The sequence below is a fragment of the Marinomonas algicola genome, assembly GCF_014805825.1.
In the GTDB taxonomy this organism is placed as follows: domain Bacteria; phylum Pseudomonadota; class Gammaproteobacteria; order Pseudomonadales; family Marinomonadaceae; genus Marinomonas; species Marinomonas algicola.
The window spans coordinates 566,180-581,803 of the sequence record NZ_CP061941.1; the positions used below are offsets into that span (position 1 = coordinate 566,180).

Consider the following 15,624-nt stretch of genomic DNA (forward strand, 5'->3'; position numbering starts at 1 on the left):
ATTTTAGACAAAAATGGAGAAAGTATGGACGTATTTATTGGTTCTATTCAGGTTTTTGGTTTTAATTTTAATCCACGCAGTTGGGCACTGTGTAACGGACAAATTGAAAGCATTCAGAGTAATACCGCGTTATTTTCTTTACTTGGGACCTCTTATGGTGGTGACGGTCGCACAACGTATGCTTTACCTGATCTTAGAGGGCGGTCCGCCGTCGGCATGGGGCAAGGACCAGGCCTTTCACACTATTTTATAGGAGAGTCTGCTGGAAATGAAAAAATGTCTTTGACGTCGGCAGAGATGCCTTCACATACACACTACCCTATTTATTCTGGCGGAACCGCTAGTGGTGCGGTCGTGAATGTAGCGAAAGTGCAAGGTGGGCACCAGATGCCTTCAGCAGGCGATTATATTGGAATGCCAGGTAATAGTTTTGGCACTGCACCAGAAGGGAACTTATATGTGGACTCCGCCGCGGCCGGTAACGCTGGCATTGTGCCGATAGGTGGTGTGATAGGTGGGGGGTTTGACAATAGTGCGTTGACTATTGAGCCAACCGGAGGAAATGAGTCTTTTTCTATTGTGCAGCCATTCTTAGTGAATAATGATTCTATTGCGCTTTTTGGGATTTATCCTAGTCGTAACTAATCATTGTTTTCTCTTTTTTCTTTCGTTTTTAAAGATTATCGTATTTTTAAGGGGTTATTTTATGGATGCTTTTCTAGGTAGCATTAATACTTTCGGATTTAATTTTGCGCCAAGGGGCTGGGCGCTTTGTCAGGGTCAGTTATTAGCGATTTCTCAAAACTCGGCTTTGTTCTCTTTGCTTGGTACCACTTATGGTGGCGATGGCCGTACCTCGTTTGGTTTGCCTGATCTTAGAGGGCGAGCGTCTGTTGGTATGGGGCATGGACCTGGCCTTTCAAATTATTCATGGGGAGAGAGGGGAGGGAGTGAAACCAGAACCTTAACGAGTCTAAATTTACCCTCACATACACATAATCATACTTATTCTGGCGGCACAGGTTCTGGTGCAGCCGTGAATGTGGCGAAAGTGCAAGGTGGGCACCAGACGCCTTCCGCAGGTGATTATATTGGCATGCCGGGTAATAGTTTTGGTACTGCACCTGAGGGCAATTTGTATGTGGACGACGCGGCCGCGACGGCGGCCGGTACAGTGTCGATTGGTGGGGTGATTGGCGGAGGGTTTAACAGTCACGAATTAATGATTGCTAATACTGGCGGTGGTCAATACTTTCCTATTTTGCAACCATTTTTGGCCATAAACTACTCTATTGCTATGCAGGGGATTTTTCCTAGCCGTAATTAACCTTTGTCTAATGTGATGTGTAAATAAGTCACTGTAGTGGTTAAAGGCGTTCTCAGAATACGGCTCTCTGGATTAGAGGCCGTATTTTTTTAATTAATGTAGCTCTGTACCTGCAGAAAGTTTTGCCAACTGCGCAAACCGGTAACCACTAAAAACACCGTATTGGTTTGCTACAATAGACAATTCTACCGATTGGTTGTTGGATAACGCCACGATTAGGTTGTTTTCTTGAGACACTCTGATAATGGTGCCCGCTTTTACATTATAAGTGGGTAAGGTGCTGACGTTGGCTTCAATTAATTGCACTTGTTCTTGACCCATGGTGAAGCGCGCTCCTCCTTGTAGAGTGCATGCTCTCACTTGATTACAGAGTGCCTGAGCGGACAATGTTGCCCAATTTAACACTAGATCATGTTCCTGTACTTTTGGTGCGCTATAAGTCGGCGTGCCTTCTTGCGGTTGTCTTGAGAAACCGCCTTGCTGTTGCCGTTGATTCTCTAAATCGTCAATAAGAACCGGACATTGTTGTAACGTTTTATGGAACAAGGTATTCGGGTTGTCGTACGGTTTTATTTCAAAGGTTGACTGAGCAATGATGTCACCTGTATCAAGGGTGTCTTCTAGGTAATGTAGCGTTACGGTGAGTTGCTTTTCGCCATTATAAATATGCCAAAAAATAGGATTAGCACCGCGGTACTCAGGTAAAGCGCCTGCATGTATATTAATCATTTTGTATTGAAAAAGAGTTGTCAGCGGCATGGGGATTTTCTTCCCGCAACAAAACACGGCACCTAGGTTGCTTTGCCATGTATCAATGGTCGCCGCGAGAGCCAGCTCGCCTTTTTTAGTCTCTTGAGCAAAGGACAGCGTGTTAATTTGAGCTTGCGCTAAATGATATTTAGCCTGAGCTTCTTCTTGAGGCTGATCCCCCATGAATACGACGCCTGCAAGCTTCCCTTGAGAGTGTAAAAAATTGGCCAGTGGAATGATGGATAATCCAGATGCAAACAAGGTAATACGTAATGACATGGCCTTTCTCCTTTAGGCTAGCGTGGCAATAAAACCAGGGGCACCTGTCAGTTTATAATAGAACTTTAATCTGTCGCCACTGTTAACCAAGAGATCGTCTGGTTCGGGGGTTTTAGGCTTGAAGTTGATGCAAATGGAAGTGTCTATTTTAGGGTGGGAAATACCTGAGTCGTATTCGTTAATGTTCTCTTTATTAAAAATGGTTGCGGTAGCAGAAAGCATAAGGGCTTTTTTGTCTAATCCCTCTGAATGGGGAATTTGCACCTGTTGACCTTCGAGTAAATTAAAATTCTCTCCAAAGGGGATGGCCTTCATTTTTTTGAGGGTGCTGATGTCTAATGAGAACACCTCCCCTAAGATCACTCTATTGCTCAACGAGGCGTCTGATAAAAAGTCAGAATGGGCGCGTTCTTGGCCTTCCCATTGGTCGCAGTATTCGTCTTGTCCTGAATTTAAGAAAGCCGTCACTGTGAGCTTTTCGGGTAATAAAATGGCGTCTTCAGCAAGGTATTTCGCTAAATGATGGGCAAAATGCAAATGACCTTCTCGGCTGAGGCCGTGCTGAAACGCTTCCATCACTAAAATATCGATTGCATGATCTGGTTGGTAGTCCATTATGTCCATACATAGAATGTCTTGAATGTACTCCTCAATGCCCATTTTAGACACTAGGTTTTGCAGTACTTTTATGGCTCCAGGTTGAATGTCAATCAAGGTGATTTTTAGCCTATTCTGGCGTGTGTTGTGTTCATTGTTGTTTGTTGTATGGTAATGCGCGATTAAGGGTAAAAGTAATGGGGCAAACGGGCCGCAAGCAGGGTAAACAATGTGCAATGTGTCTTGGTTGTTTTTGCCGTTGGCGAATTCAATTGCTTGATGCAAACCATTTACAAAGGCTTTGACTCGATAAATGTCTTTTACGGTATTAATGCAATCTTTTACGGCCATCACTAGCCCTGTGGCATTAATGTAAGAGGTTTCGATTTCGGCCTCGGTGAGTTCTGACTCTTGGTAAAGTGCGTGCAGCTCAGTAAACGAATCTGTAAATAAGCTGACCAATTCATCGTGGGGTAAATGGTCAAATAAGCCTTGTGTTAATGCGCTTAGACTGAGCGCGATCTTGTCGGTACGGATGTCGGCTTTTGGGGTGAGCTGATCTCTAATGGATTGATTAAGTAATTGCTGTAATTGAGGGTCAATGCTGCTGACCATTGTGCTGGTAAGTTGGGCTTGTGATAACGGGTTTTTATTCATGATTTGAATCCATTTAGCGTGCTTAATAGAATAAAATAAAAAGATTAGACAGTATTAATCTGAGGTTACCGTATAAATTTACAATTGGGAACTGAAACTAGTTGTTAATTAAAAAGAGAATTAATTTTAAATTCAATGCTAATTTATTTAATAATTTATTTTAAATAGAGATCGAATGTTAAGCGATTTCTTATTTATATGATCGTGGTTTGTATGATTTTTAAATAGATGGTATGAATGGATGGAACAATATTATGTGGAGCCAGTATTAATACTTTTAGGGAAAAGGCTATCAAGTATCATATTGATTTTCTTTGATTAAAAGAATCACTTTCTTCTCTGACATTAAGCCTATGGGGAGAGAAACTATTTAATGGAGTCTTACTGATTGATATAGATAATTTTTGTTTCTGGGGTGGGTTGAAGTAGCCTCTATCCTTAGAAACCATTCGCTTCCCAACATTGCCATTGCTCTTGGGTCAATACCGAGTCGATCGGTCCCTCTATTTGCGTGTTCGCATTAATGCAGTGATGAACGCATTTCTCAAGTGTATCGCGTTGTTCCTCTGAAATAGTGCCTTGGTTTTGCTGGAGAATGTAGTCCGTAAAGTCTTTTTCTGTTGCGCTTGAGTACAGGGCTTGCATCGTTGGTTCTAATCCAAGTTGTAGGATATCAAAGCACTTTAAACTCAATGCCCATTCCTCTTTTTTGGCTTGCGTAGCCTTTTTGTGTCCTCTTTTATCTGATTGTACCCGGTGCTAGAGTCTTTTTAGATAGGGTAGTGCTAAGGCATTAGTATCCAAGTGGTCAGGTAAAAGACTGTTTTCTTTTATGTGATTTTTGTGTTTTGGGTAATCAAATGAAAAACATGGAAAATCGGTAAAATGGTAGGTTGCGGTCAAGGTAGCATTGGGTTCTGGATCGGCATTGGCCATGGTGAGCGGCAAATTTAGTGAACATTGGTTGTCGGTGAGCCAATGTTCGCCATAGGCTTGAATGTGCGTTGTGTGGCGTAAATCGGCTGAATGCCCTTCATAAAACGGAATAGTAAAGGACGATTTAATATGGGGGACCTCTTGTTGACTCAGTGCTTTCGCGGTGTCTCTTGAGAGAGTAAAGACGTTGCCAATATGGTGTGGTTGAGCGTCTTTACTGTTGGGGATTAACCAAGTGTCTAACACAACTTGTTGTGGCACAAGGCATCCGGTGTCTTTTAGTGCGGGAATAAGGTGCCTAAAAATGGATACTTGAGGTTCATTCATCAGCATTGCCATCATGGTTTCAGAGACTACGATGTCGTATTCTTTTATGGGCACGTCCCATTTCAAAATATCCGTACATTGAATTGTTTTGATGTAATCTGATACGTCTAATGCTTGAATAATAAGGTCTAATCTATCAAGCGATTCTTGGTGGATGTCCAATAAGGTGATTTGCAGCTCTTGGGGTTGAAAATCGATGCAGTAACGGCAGAACCAGCAGTCCGAACGGGCCGGTTCCGCCATAGAGTAAGTTGACTTTTTGGTGTTGGGCTAACTGATCTTCAATGGCTTGATGAACGCCTCTTATGAAGACCTGTGTGCGTAAGAACTCCTCTGCACATTGTGCGGCGGTGGTCATGGAAACGGCTTTACCTTTTGGTGTTCTGGTGGCATTTTCATCGACAAAAAAATCAGGGTGCAGATCAATTTTTGTGGCATCGCAAAAGTAGGAGACAAGGTGATCGACACATGGTTTATTTGCATTCAACGCTTGATGGCTGGATTGTATTATTTGATCTATAAGGTGATTCACGGCCTGTTTCATGTGTTTTTTGTCCTTTTATTTTGTTGCCATTTTGTTTGTAGACTCTGAGCCATTTCGTTAGCGGTTGGCGTGTTGAGATGGATGAGTTGGTCTATGATTTGCCATACATTATCATCGTTTATTCCCGCCGATCCATAGGGGTGATCGATTGCTGTCGTTTCATACCCCGAGTTAAAAAATAACGTTTTCAGCCAGTTGTTGACCATGCAGTCAATGACTAAATGCACTCTGTCGATGGGGCTGTTGTTTTCCACCTGATGGAAGTAATTCGCGTTCATATACCAGCATTCACCAACGGCAAAGTGAATGGGATGATCGTTTATGTGGAAGGTCACCTGCTGATGCGTTTGGATGGGAATGTGCAGTCGTGCGCAACCGTCTTCAAAGCTGAGGCTGTTATCGTTATGACGGCGTATCTTTCCTCCCGCTTTTAATCGCATTAATCGGGCTGAAACCAGTGTGCAGTTTAGGCTTGTTAATATCTCTTGAAAATAATCGCATTGCTCTAAATACGCTGTGTTCTGATAACGTTCTGGGTCGCTCTCCACCACGGCGCCATTATCGAGGCCGCCATCAACAGACCGTAAGGGCAGCACATTCCATTCTCCGTTGTGAACGCTGTTATTCACATGATCAAGCCAAGGCCTCTCCAAAATAGTATTGAGGTCGGCGGTCAATCTTTGTTGATCAAACATTAAGGGTAATTTGTGAAAAGCGTCAGTCATAAAATGCGTCTCAGTAAAATACAGGTCTGTGTGTTGGCTGAGTGTTATATGAGCAATTGATAAAAAGGAATAAAGTGAGTCTAGGAACGTGGTGTAAAAGAGGCTTCTTGTTGCGTTAACCGACTTTTCCTTAATCGCTCAGCGTAATAATATAGTTGAGAAATTAAGGGAAAGACACGGCTTATTCGTTTTTTGGTAAAGCTTAGAACAAATCCTCTAGTACGGTATCTTGATGCTTGTTTGAGGTGTTTGCTCCATTTTTGTCATCCGATGTGGGTGACGGTGAGGTTCGAAAAGCAGGAACATTTTGTTTTCTGAATATTTCAAAGATGGCGTTCTTCTGGCCGGGCAGGGCTCTTTCTCCGGTCGTTGGGTCGATACGCACTGTGATTAAGCTCGAAGGCTTCTTGATATAAGAGGGTTGAGTGCCATCGAGTGCCACTCTCATATAATCAATCCAGGTAGGAAGTGAAACTGAACCGCCCCATTCTCCGCGCCCGAGTTCACTGGAGTTGTCAAAACCACTCCACACAGTTGTTACCGTGTCACCATTAAAACCAGAAAACCAAGCGTCACGACCATCATTTGTGGTACCCGTTTTACCGGCAATGTCATCACGCTTCAGAACCCGAGCTCTACGTCCCGTACCGTATTTAATAACATCGCGCATCATGTCGTAAATGATGTAGTTTACTTCAGGGTCAATCACTAAAGGCGCTATGGGTAAGATTTTGTCACCATCGGCTGATTCAAATACGCCCATCTGGCGGTTGTCTACCTGATGTTGACTTTTGTCTGCTTGAGCGTTGGCTTCTTGTGCGTTGCTTTCTTGAGATTGTTCGCTGGCTAATAGGTCGTCTATACTGACTTCTACTAGTGTGCAATCCGTACAAACGGTCGTTGGCTTGGCTTGGTATAGCTCTTCGCCTTCTCGACCTTCTACTCGATCAATTAAGTAAGGTTCTATTTGATAGCCTCCGTTTGATAAGACGGCATAGCCTTTGGCAATTTGCATCGGAGAAACGTTAGCACTGCCAAGAGACAATGAGAGGTTATTTGGCAGTTCATTTGGGTCAAAGCCAAACCGCTTTAAAAACGTTAACGTTGGTCTAACTCCCATTTCATCTAACAGGCGAACTGAGACAATGTTTTGTGAACGATAAAGCGCTTGTCGCAACCGTGTTGGGCCATAAAACTTGCCTCCGTCGTTGGTCGGTCTCCATGCGGTAGCCAGGTTTGGATCATTAAAGACAACAGGGGCGTCATTTATGATACTGGCCGCACTGTAGCCTTGGGTCAGTGCACTGGTATAGATGAAAGGTTTAAAGCTAGAACCAGGTTGACGTTTTGATTGGGTAACGCGGTTGAATTTATTCTGGAAAAAGTTCAGCCCACCGACCAAAGCTTCAATTTGCCCGTTGTGTGAGTTTAAAGATACCAACGCACTTTGAACCTCTGGAATTTGCGACAGTTTCCATGTCAGTTCGGGGTCGGGTTTAACATAAAGGATATCGCCTTCGACGACTATGTCATTGGCTTTCTTGGGTGCGCTTCCACGGCGACTGTGATCAATATAAGGTCTTGCCCAGCTTAACGCTTCCCAAGGTAGCGTGTGCCTTTCTCCAGAAGGTAGGCGAATTAAGGCGGACTGATCTTCAAGTTTTAACACAAGCGCTGGAGTCCATTGGCCAACAGTGGGAATATCTGATAGGGCATCCAGCTGTTCTTCTTGAGTGGCATCAATGAGATCTGTTCTGGTGACGACAGCACCTCTGTAGCCGTGCCTTTCATCGTATTCTGCGAGGCCATTTTCTATGGCTTTATTGGCGGCAATTTGTTTACGTGAGTCGATTGTTGTATAAACCGAAAGACCCGCTTCATAAAGCGCATCACCAAAGGTTTTATATAGGTCAGAGCGCACCATTTCCGCTACGTAGTTGGCTTCGATGTCTGAGCGAATGCCATAATTGAGGGCGGTAATAGGGGATTCAACGGCCTCCTGATAGCTGTCTTTATCGATTTTTCCAAGCGTCAACATGCGTTGTAGAATCCAGTTTCGGCGAATCAATGCTCTGGATGGGTTGGCAATCGGGTTATAGCGAGAGGGGGCCTTTGGTAGCCCTGCTATCATGGCCAATTGCGCTAGGTTTAACTCGTCTAAGCGTTTGTCGTAATACACTTGCGCCGCCGCTTGGAAACCGTAGGCCCGTTTCCCTAGGTAAATCTTATTCATATAAAGCTCAAGTATTTCTTGTTTGCTGAGCTCTTGTTCCATTTTTAAAGAGATGAATATTTCGGTAAATTTACGGGTAAAAGTCTGCTCAAACGATAAAAAGTAATTGCGGGCAACCTGCATGGTAATAGTACTGCCGCCGCCTTGTTTTTCCCCGGTGGTTATGAGTTGAAGAACGGCTCGACCTAAACCAAACACATCCACCCCTGGATGATGATAAAAATTTGTGTCTTCGGCCGATAGAATGGCCGCTTCAAGCAAGGGAGGGATTTCATCATAGGAAATTGGTGTGCGACGTTTTTCGCCAAACTCTCCAATTAATTTATGATCGGCCGTGTAAATTCTCAGGGGAACTTGCAGTTCAATCTCTCTGAGTTCTTCTACCGTTGGAATTTTATCTTTAACGCTTTGGTAAATACCGTATGTGATGGCGGCGGCGGATAACGCGCCTAGCAATCCAAGAATAAACAGTATTTTAATGGTCTTTAGCATATCAGTTCGACTACAGGTAAAAATGAAAGCGCTATTATAGCGAATTCTTGCTTGTTAAGGTGCTTAACTTTTCGTCAATTCATGTTATCTTTTTGTAATGTCGAATTAACCGTCGTATAAACTAGATGAATTCGGTATAGACGTTGTATAAAACAGTGTTAATAGCTCAAGGATGAACTATGAAACTTTCGCCTTCTCATGGACTTTTGATCTTGTCAGAGTCAGGTTTTCGCTTACTGACGTATAAACAAGTGAAACAATCAGGTTCTATTTTATTCAGTAATATGGGGGATAACGAACCAAATCAAAGTGCCTTACTAAGTGACGAAATGAGACAGCGGTCTTTTATAGACAGTGTCGTGGCGTTGGAAAAAAACTGGCCAGAACGCTATCGTTTAGACGGTCGAAAAATTAAAAAATGCGCTCTTCTCATCCCTGTTCATTGGCTTGTTCATGTTAGAGAAAATCTACCTAAGATAGGCAGTAATTACTTACTTTCATTGGCAAGTTTGTCTTTGGTGTCTGAAAAAATCCGATTGGCTCCTGAGAAACTGTATTATGGCTATAAAGCGGTAGACTCCGACGAGGAGGATCTCTTTGATATTTACGGCTGCGCTATGGAGTGGATAACCAGAGTGGCCGATATTTGTGATCAAATCGAATTAGTGAGTGTTTACTTATATGATGTAAATGCGGTTTATTCAGAAAAGTCACTCGATACCTTGTTGGAAATTGAAGCGTATAAACCATTGAAATGGCAGCAGCAGAAGCAGTTTCAATTAGCGAAACAGTGCATGAGTGCGAGTCTTGTCTTGGCCTTGATTGGCTCTGTTTCCTTGTATTTTCTTAATCAACAACAAGCGGCGGCTGTACGTGTGGTTGAGAACGCTAGGTCACAATTCCAAACGTTGGCTCCTCCTCCGAGTACCTTGGTTGGTTTTAGGGATTTGCGGGCGGCGTTGTTGGCTATTCCATTACATATAAAGGTAACGACCTTTGAATTTGATCAACAGCAAATGCTTTTAACTGTCTCTGGTGGGAATGACAGACTAAAGGATTTGCTTATTGAATGGCAAAAAAAATGGCCTAAGGTTGAGTGGCGTATGCGTTATTTACCAGACTTAGGCACGCTTAAAAAAGATAAAATGCGTCAATACAATAATAACCAAGCACAGGAGGTGCAGCATGCCATTATTACGGGCAAGGTTACAGGGAAAGCTATCGGGAAAGAGACAGGCAAACAAGCGTCTTTATAGGAGGCTAGATACACAGCTAGTCGAGCGTATTCTGCAAAATGCGCCGTTAACGTACGCAAACGTTGGGTTACTCATTTTATTACAACTGTGTCTTTGGGGTGGCAGTGCGGTAACCCTTTGGCAAGATGCGCAAAAAACGCATCTGAAAATAGAACGCGCGCAAACCAAGCTGGTCTTTCAAAATCGACTATTGGCAGGCGATTACTTTCCTGAGTCATTAAAACAGTATGATTGGCTTAGTTGGAAATGGATAAAAGTGTCATGCGATCATCCCTTTCCGTTAGGTCAAAAACCTATAAATCAATCCTTGAACGATAACCGTTCAAAAGAAGAGTCGCCGGTTATAGGAAAGGCGCATTTGCTCTCATTGTGTTTGGAAATAGAAGGCACAGCAGAGGATCAAGAGTGGCGTGTCGCCTTGAATCAACTGGATGAATTCGCCCATTTTTTTCCCGTCGCCATGCGGTGGCGGCGTGTCGATCATAAGGCGGTTGAAGGTACGCTGAGGTTGCAGATTATAAAAAATACCGCTAATCGATTGGCTCAGTCATTTTATCCTTTTGCTTTTTACCCCGATGCTACTTTTTCAGATGACATTCAGCTGGTGGGGAGTGCGTTTACGCAGCACACATGGCGGAGCTTATTGGTTATTGATGGCCACAGCGTATCGGTAGGTGTGGGCGATTGGCTACCAGATGTATTGGCCAGTGTGGTGTCCATTGATAAACATAAAATAGAGTTGGAATATTTAAATGGAAAAACAGTCTTTGTGTTTTTACGCCATCAGCTTAAAGGAGAGAATATCTAATGGTCTTGCATTTTTTCCGTTATTTGACAGTTATTTTCTGGATAGTACTGAGTCGTACCGTGTTTGCCCTAGACGTCCAAATCAATGATCGAGAAATAAATGAGGTATTGCCGTGGCTTGCTAATGAAGCCGGCGAGAGTCTCGTCATGAGCCCAGATATATCTGGGAGGCTGAGTTTGGTTTTATACGACACCAGTTGGCGTGAGTTTTTACAGATCGTTTCAGAAAAGCAAGGTCTTGAATTAACATGGCAAGGTAAAACCGCTCTTCTAGCCAAGACGACTGTTGCAACGCAGTCAACATCCGCATCCGTGCAATCCGACTCTTGTGTAACGCATTTCGTGTCATTAGAACACGCTAAAGCCGAAAAAGTCGGTGGCCACCTAAAAACGCTTTTTCCTAAAATGAGCGTCAGTATTGATGAGCGTACAAATTCCTTAATAGCCATAAACTGCCAATCAAAAGAAGAGCTAATGCGTGTTGTACGTTGGTTAGACAGTCCTCTGCGACAAATTGAAATCAGCGCTCGAATTGCGCAAGTAAGAGGCAATGCGCAATCTCAGTTTGGGGTGAATTGGGAAACGCAAACAGCCAATACCCTGATTGAATCAGGTTTTGGCGGTGCGATTGATCTAGGTGCCTTAGAGGCTTCAGGTGCTTTTACCTTTGCATTGACAAAAGGGGAGAAAATATTAGCACTGACTTTGGATCTACTTGAGAGTGAAGGTCGCGCTAATATTATTTCTGAGCCAAAAATCGTGACGGCCGAAGGGCACGCGGCCCGAATTGAATCGGGAACAGAGGTGCCGTATCAGACACATGAAGACGATGCGGTTAGCGTTGAGTTTAAACAAGTGGGTTTAATGTTAGAAGTTACCCCATTTGTGAAAGACGGTGATAAAATACAGCTAAACTTAACCATTCACCAAGATGCTGTAGGTGATTTAGTTAATGGTATACCGAGTTTAGAAACAAATCGCATTAAAACGCAGGTTGTTGTAGTGGATCAAGAAACCTTGGTGTTGGGTGGTATCTTTAGAGATGAAAACTTGATCAGTGAAAGTAAAGTGCCTCTGTTGGGCGACTTACCTTTATTGGGTGGACTCTTTAAAAGACGCATTGAGCGACAAGAAAAAGTGGAATTACTTGTATTTATTACTCCAAAGCTGCTACAAATGACAACTAACTAGGTGTAAGCCTAAATCCGCTAAATATCAATATAAAAAAAGACCATGATTATTGCCCCCAATATAATTCTAGTGGGCCCAATGGGTGCTGGAAAAACGACAATAGGTCGTTTACTGTCACAATCTCTCGGTAATGAGTTTTACGACTCGGACCGAGTGATTGAAGAAAACGCTGGGGCTGACATCCCATGGATTTTTGAAAAAGAAGGTGAGGATGGTTTTCGTCGTCGCGAAACACACGCCCTTTACGAGCTAACCAACAATATGGATAAACCCATTGTATTAGCCACGGGTGGTGGTGCGGTTATGCGAGAAGAGAACAGAGCTATTTTGCATGATGGTGGTTTGGTTGTTTATTTGTACGCAACAGTAAATCAGCAGTTAGTTCGAACGTCAAAAAGTAATCACCGGCCTTTGTTGCAAAATGGAAACCCGAGAGCCACTTTAAGTAAATTATTTGCATTACGTGACCCCTTATATAAAGAAGTGGCTCATATTGTAGTGGAGACGGATACGCGCCACCCAAAATCAGTGGCTAAAAAAGTGTGGGATGCCATCGAACACTATGTGAAATTGGAGGACGCTTAAAATGCGTACATTAGAGGTAGATCTTGGAGATCGAAGTTACCCTATTTATATCGGCTCTGGGATTCGTCATTCGAAGTCGCTATTTGATCAAGCGATACAAGGTAAGCAAGTGATGATAGTGACCAATGAAACGGTGGCTCCGCTTTATCTTGATGCATTGGTTTCCCTATTAGCAGGTGACTATCAAGTTGATACTTGTATATTGCCTGATGGTGAGTCTTTTAAGACACTTGATACCTATCAAATGATCATGACGCGTTTACTGGAAGTGCGACATAATCGAACCACCACCATTATTGCGTTAGGCGGTGGCGTTGTTGGCGATATGGCGGGTTTTGCAGCCGCAACTTACCAAAGAGGGGTGAACTTTATTCAAGTGCCCACCACTCTACTGTCACAAGTGGATTCGTCTGTTGGTGGTAAAACAGGTGTGAACCATCCTCTAGGCAAGAATATGATAGGCGCCTTCCACCAGCCGCAAGCGGTAATTATTGATATTGATTCTTTGGTCACCCTACCGAGACGAGAATTGTCCGCTGGTATGGCGGAAGTCATCAAATACGGTTTGATTTGTGATGCTTCAATGTTTGATTGGTTAGAAGTGAATATGGCTGAGATAATGGGCTTAGATTCTGATTTAATTACAGAGGCTATTTATTTGTCTTGTGTGGCTAAAAGTAAAGTAGTATCCCAAGACGAAAGAGAAGGTGGAATTCGAGCGATTCTAAATCTTGGGCATACTTTTGGTCATGCCATTGAAACTGAAATGGGGTATGGTGTTTGGTTACATGGCGAGGCTGTTGCGGCTGGATCAATGCTAGCATTAGACCTGTCTTGGAGAATGGGAAATCTAGATAACCGTGATTTAGAGCGCAGTGCTGATTTATTTAAAGCCGCGGATTTGCCTATTCTGCCTCCCAAAGAAATGCGTCTAGACTCGTTTGTAGCGCGTATGTCTGTGGATAAAAAAGTGCTTGATGGAAGCCTTCGCTTGGTTCTTTTGGAAAAGCTTGGTACGGCTATGGTCACCTCAGACTTCCCATTAGACTTATTTAATGAAACAATTTTAGATGCGTTGGAAGCGGTTAAGTAAATGTTAGCGTGTCAGAGTATAAAGGTATGATTAGTTGTCTTTGTTAGCGGGAGATGAAATATAGGCTATGGCCGAACCGAACTTTCAGTTTGATTTAGAAAGTGCGTTAGATCAGCAACCCAGAGGAGTGCTGAGAGACCCTTTTGGCTCAAATAATACGCCTTACTTCACAACGGAAGTTCGTAATCAACAGTTAGCGATGCTAGAACACTTGAGCCGCTACAGCTCTATGTTGCTTGTCGTGGAAGGTGAACAAGGAAGCGGCAAAACCGCTTTTATGAAAGAGTTCGCTGTTCATCAAACTGAATCGGCTGTTATCAGCCAAGTTTATGGCTCCATGTTGATGACGGCAGGGCAGTTGTTAAGCGCTATTTACAGTGGCTTTGACCGTGCTCTAGATCATCTGAGCCCAGATTCTACTTTTGGCCCATTATTGGCTTATGCTAAAGAACAGGAACAGACAGGGCTAGTTGCGCTGATTATGATTGATAATGCGCAAGAGTTAAATACTGACGCTATTATTATGTTGCTGGATATGGTGTCAATGTCCAGTGAACATCAAGCGGTGCCGCATGTCTTGCTTTTTAGTGAATACCCCCTACAGCGTAATTTAGATACATTTCAAAAAAATCGCTTTGAACAATTAAGCCACCATCAAGTGTTACAGCCTTTTACATTGGAAGAAACAAGAGCGTATTTGCTGCATCGGGTTCGAAGTGTCAGCGGTGAGATTAACCTGCCTTTTACGGATAAGCAGGTGCGCGGGATTTTTAAAGAGTCCAAAGGTTTACCTGGTCGAATAAACCATGTCGCTCAATCACAACTTGGCATAGGAACAGCGAGTGCGGCCAATAGTAAGGCGAAATTCAAAATGAATTTTGCTTTGGGTTTTCCGATGGTTCATATGGTACTTTTATCGTTGATCATGTTTGGTATTTTAATCACTGTTGTGTTCTCTGGTAGTGACGATGAAAAAGCATCCAACGTTACTGGACGTTCTATTGCTTTAGAGGGAAATGCTATTTCTCAAAATACCTCTCCAACCATTGCTAAAATAGAAGAGATGCAAAAACGTTTAGGCCGTGCTGAAAACACGCTTTCCTTACCTCCTATTCCTGATGATGTTATTCTAAAAGACAATGCGACTGATCGTTCGCAAAGAGAGGGGACCTCTAATGGAGGCATAGTGGCTGCACCAATTAAATTGAATGAGCCAGCGCCATTAGCACCGATCCCGTTGGAACCAACAAATGTGGGTGTTCCTCGTGTACAAAGTCCTGTTCTACAAACATCCCCTGTCGTGCAAAATGGTTCATCGACGCTTTCTAATAACGCAGAGAAAACGCCTATAGAGGAGCCCTCTGACCGGTTTGAGAAAACTTCGTGGTGGCTGACTCAAAGCCCAAACCGTTATTCTTTGCAGTTATTGGGAACCTACAATTTAAAAACAGTAAAGGAATTTATTCGTGATCAAGGAAGTCTTGATGGATTCAGCTACTTTCAGGCGGTTCATAATAATAGGGACTGGTTTGTTGTAGTGTATGGGAACTATCGTAACCGCAGTGAAGCGATTGCGGCGGTAGAGACCCTGCCTCGAGAATTGCAGTCTCTTAACCCATGGGCAAGGAGTGTCAGAGGGATACAGCAAGACATTAGAAAGGCTCAATAAGCTAAAGCCGCCTGTTTTTTGATCGCTGAGGCGACAAAAGGTAAAAAAAGTAAAAAAAACCGTATTTATTAAAAAAACTAGATTCCCTAGTGGAATTTCCTGTCTAGAAAAAATCCAACCATAGATAATCCTACTAAGAGGATGGTTAAGCCGCAT

General features: G+C 43.2%; 15 protein-coding genes. 8 read left to right on the forward strand and 7 right to left on the reverse strand.

Features of this window, described 5'->3' with window-relative positions; genetic code table 11:
• Nucleotides 1-24 precede the first annotated feature (24 nt).
• Both IEZ33_RS02570 and IEZ33_RS02575 read left to right on the forward strand, forming a co-directional pair.
• Nucleotides 25-645: a phage tail protein gene (locus IEZ33_RS02570; protein ID WP_191602172.1), complete on the forward strand. Its 621-nt coding sequence runs from the start codon at nucleotides 25-27 to the stop codon at nucleotides 643-645.
• A 61-nt stretch (nucleotides 646-706) separates the two neighbouring features.
• Nucleotides 707-1,327: a phage tail protein gene (locus IEZ33_RS02575; protein WP_191602173.1), complete on the forward strand. Its 621-nt coding sequence runs from the start codon at nucleotides 707-709 to the stop codon at nucleotides 1,325-1,327.
• A gap of 93 nt (nucleotides 1,328-1,420) precedes the next feature.
• On the opposite strand, the gene IEZ33_RS02580 is transcribed toward IEZ33_RS02575, so the two are convergent.
• The 7 genes from IEZ33_RS02580 to IEZ33_RS02610 form a co-directional block, all read right to left on the reverse strand.
• Nucleotides 1,421-2,356, reverse strand: a complete 936-nt coding sequence (locus IEZ33_RS02580) for a methionyl-tRNA formyltransferase (protein WP_191602174.1) — start codon at nucleotides 2,354-2,356, stop codon at nucleotides 1,421-1,423.
• 12 nt (nucleotides 2,357-2,368) lie between these two features.
• Nucleotides 2,369-3,610, reverse strand: coding sequence for an SAM-dependent methyltransferase (locus IEZ33_RS02585; protein ID WP_191602175.1), 1,242 nt, complete (start codon nucleotides 3,608-3,610; stop codon nucleotides 2,369-2,371).
• Nucleotides 3,611-4,048: 438 nt separating this feature from the next.
• Nucleotides 4,049-4,303, reverse strand: coding sequence for a hypothetical protein (locus IEZ33_RS02590; protein ID WP_191602176.1), 255 nt, complete (start codon nucleotides 4,301-4,303; stop codon nucleotides 4,049-4,051).
• A gap of 66 nt (nucleotides 4,304-4,369) precedes the next feature.
• Nucleotides 4,370-5,116 (reverse strand): SAM-dependent methyltransferase, encoded by a 747-nt coding sequence (locus IEZ33_RS02595; protein WP_191602177.1) that lies wholly within the window; start codon nucleotides 5,114-5,116, stop codon nucleotides 4,370-4,372.
• Nucleotides 5,010-5,417: a hypothetical protein gene (locus IEZ33_RS02600; protein ID WP_191602178.1), complete on the reverse strand. Its 408-nt coding sequence runs from the start codon at nucleotides 5,415-5,417 to the stop codon at nucleotides 5,010-5,012. Before IEZ33_RS02600 ends, IEZ33_RS02595 begins: the two co-directional genes overlap by 107 nt.
• The gene (locus IEZ33_RS02605; RefSeq protein ID WP_191602179.1) at nucleotides 5,414-6,142 is read right to left on the reverse strand and encodes an aspartyl/asparaginyl beta-hydroxylase domain-containing protein; all 729 of its coding nucleotides are present in this window, start codon (nucleotides 6,140-6,142) and stop codon (nucleotides 5,414-5,416) included. Before IEZ33_RS02605 ends, IEZ33_RS02600 begins: the two co-directional genes overlap by 4 nt.
• A 202-nt stretch (nucleotides 6,143-6,344) precedes the next feature.
• The gene (locus tag IEZ33_RS02610; protein WP_191602180.1) at nucleotides 6,345-8,867 is read right to left on the reverse strand and encodes a penicillin-binding protein 1A; all 2,523 of its coding nucleotides are present in this window, start codon (nucleotides 8,865-8,867) and stop codon (nucleotides 6,345-6,347) included.
• A gap of 179 nt (nucleotides 8,868-9,046) precedes the next feature.
• Between IEZ33_RS02610 and IEZ33_RS02615 the strand changes: the two genes are divergently transcribed.
• The 6 genes from IEZ33_RS02615 to IEZ33_RS02640 all read left to right on the forward strand — a co-directional run bounded on the left by IEZ33_RS02615 (nucleotide 9,047) and on the right by IEZ33_RS02640 (nucleotide 15,468).
• Nucleotides 9,047-10,123 carry a hypothetical protein gene (locus IEZ33_RS02615; protein ID WP_191602181.1) on the forward strand — a complete coding sequence of 359 codons (1,077 nt, stop codon included), beginning with the start codon at nucleotides 9,047-9,049 and terminating at the stop codon, nucleotides 10,121-10,123.
• Nucleotides 10,053-10,931 carry a hypothetical protein gene (locus IEZ33_RS02620; RefSeq protein WP_191602182.1) on the forward strand — a complete coding sequence of 293 codons (879 nt, stop codon included), beginning with the start codon at nucleotides 10,053-10,055 and terminating at the stop codon, nucleotides 10,929-10,931. The genes IEZ33_RS02615 and IEZ33_RS02620 overlap by 71 nt, the downstream gene beginning before the upstream one ends.
• Nucleotides 10,931-12,121: a type IV pilus secretin PilQ gene (locus IEZ33_RS02625; RefSeq protein WP_191602183.1), complete on the forward strand. Its 1,191-nt coding sequence runs from the start codon at nucleotides 10,931-10,933 to the stop codon at nucleotides 12,119-12,121. Before IEZ33_RS02620 ends, IEZ33_RS02625 begins: the two co-directional genes overlap by 1 nt.
• Before the next feature lie 42 nt (nucleotides 12,122-12,163).
• A complete protein-coding gene (gene aroK / locus IEZ33_RS02630; RefSeq protein WP_191602184.1) occupies nucleotides 12,164-12,706 on the forward strand; it encodes a shikimate kinase AroK in 543 nt (180 codons plus the stop codon).
• Nucleotide 12,707: 1 nt separating this feature from the next.
• The gene (gene aroB / locus IEZ33_RS02635; RefSeq protein ID WP_191602185.1) at nucleotides 12,708-13,799 is read left to right on the forward strand and encodes a 3-dehydroquinate synthase; all 1,092 of its coding nucleotides are present in this window, start codon (nucleotides 12,708-12,710) and stop codon (nucleotides 13,797-13,799) included.
• A 67-nt stretch (nucleotides 13,800-13,866) separates the two neighbouring features.
• The gene (locus IEZ33_RS02640) at nucleotides 13,867-15,468 is read left to right on the forward strand and encodes an SPOR domain-containing protein (protein ID WP_191602186.1); all 1,602 of its coding nucleotides are present in this window, start codon (nucleotides 13,867-13,869) and stop codon (nucleotides 15,466-15,468) included.
• Nucleotides 15,469-15,624: the final 156 nt, after the last annotated feature.

Coding starts and splice junctions, on each gene's coding strand:
- IEZ33_RS02570 (WP_191602172.1), top strand. CDS start 25: ATGGACGTATTTATTGGTTCTATTCAGGTTTTTGGTTTTAATTTTAAT.
- IEZ33_RS02575 (WP_191602173.1), top strand. CDS start 707: ATGGATGCTTTTCTAGGTAGCATTAATACTTTCGGATTTAATTTTGCG.
- IEZ33_RS02580 (WP_191602174.1), bottom strand. CDS start 2,356: ATGTCATTACGTATTACCTTGTTTGCATCTGGATTATCCATCATTCCA.
- IEZ33_RS02585 (WP_191602175.1), bottom strand. CDS start 3,610: ATGAATAAAAACCCGTTATCACAAGCCCAACTTACCAGCACAATGGTC.
- IEZ33_RS02595 (WP_191602177.1), bottom strand. CDS start 5,116: ATGGCGGAACCGGCCCGTTCGGACTGCTGGTTCTGCCGTTACTGCATC.
- IEZ33_RS02600 (WP_191602178.1), bottom strand. CDS start 5,417: ATGAAACAGGCCGTGAATCACCTTATAGATCAAATAATACAATCCAGC.
- IEZ33_RS02605 (WP_191602179.1), bottom strand. CDS start 6,142: ATGACTGACGCTTTTCACAAATTACCCTTAATGTTTGATCAACAAAGA.
- IEZ33_RS02610 (WP_191602180.1), bottom strand. CDS start 8,867: ATGCTAAAGACCATTAAAATACTGTTTATTCTTGGATTGCTAGGCGCG.
- IEZ33_RS02615 (WP_191602181.1), top strand. CDS start 9,047: ATGAAACTTTCGCCTTCTCATGGACTTTTGATCTTGTCAGAGTCAGGT.
- IEZ33_RS02620 (WP_191602182.1), top strand. CDS start 10,053: ATGCCATTATTACGGGCAAGGTTACAGGGAAAGCTATCGGGAAAGAGA.
- IEZ33_RS02625 (WP_191602183.1), top strand. CDS start 10,931: ATGGTCTTGCATTTTTTCCGTTATTTGACAGTTATTTTCTGGATAGTA.
- aroK (WP_191602184.1), top strand. CDS start 12,164: ATGATTATTGCCCCCAATATAATTCTAGTGGGCCCAATGGGTGCTGGA.
- aroB (WP_191602185.1), top strand. CDS start 12,708: ATGCGTACATTAGAGGTAGATCTTGGAGATCGAAGTTACCCTATTTAT.
- IEZ33_RS02640 (WP_191602186.1), top strand. CDS start 13,867: ATGGCCGAACCGAACTTTCAGTTTGATTTAGAAAGTGCGTTAGATCAG.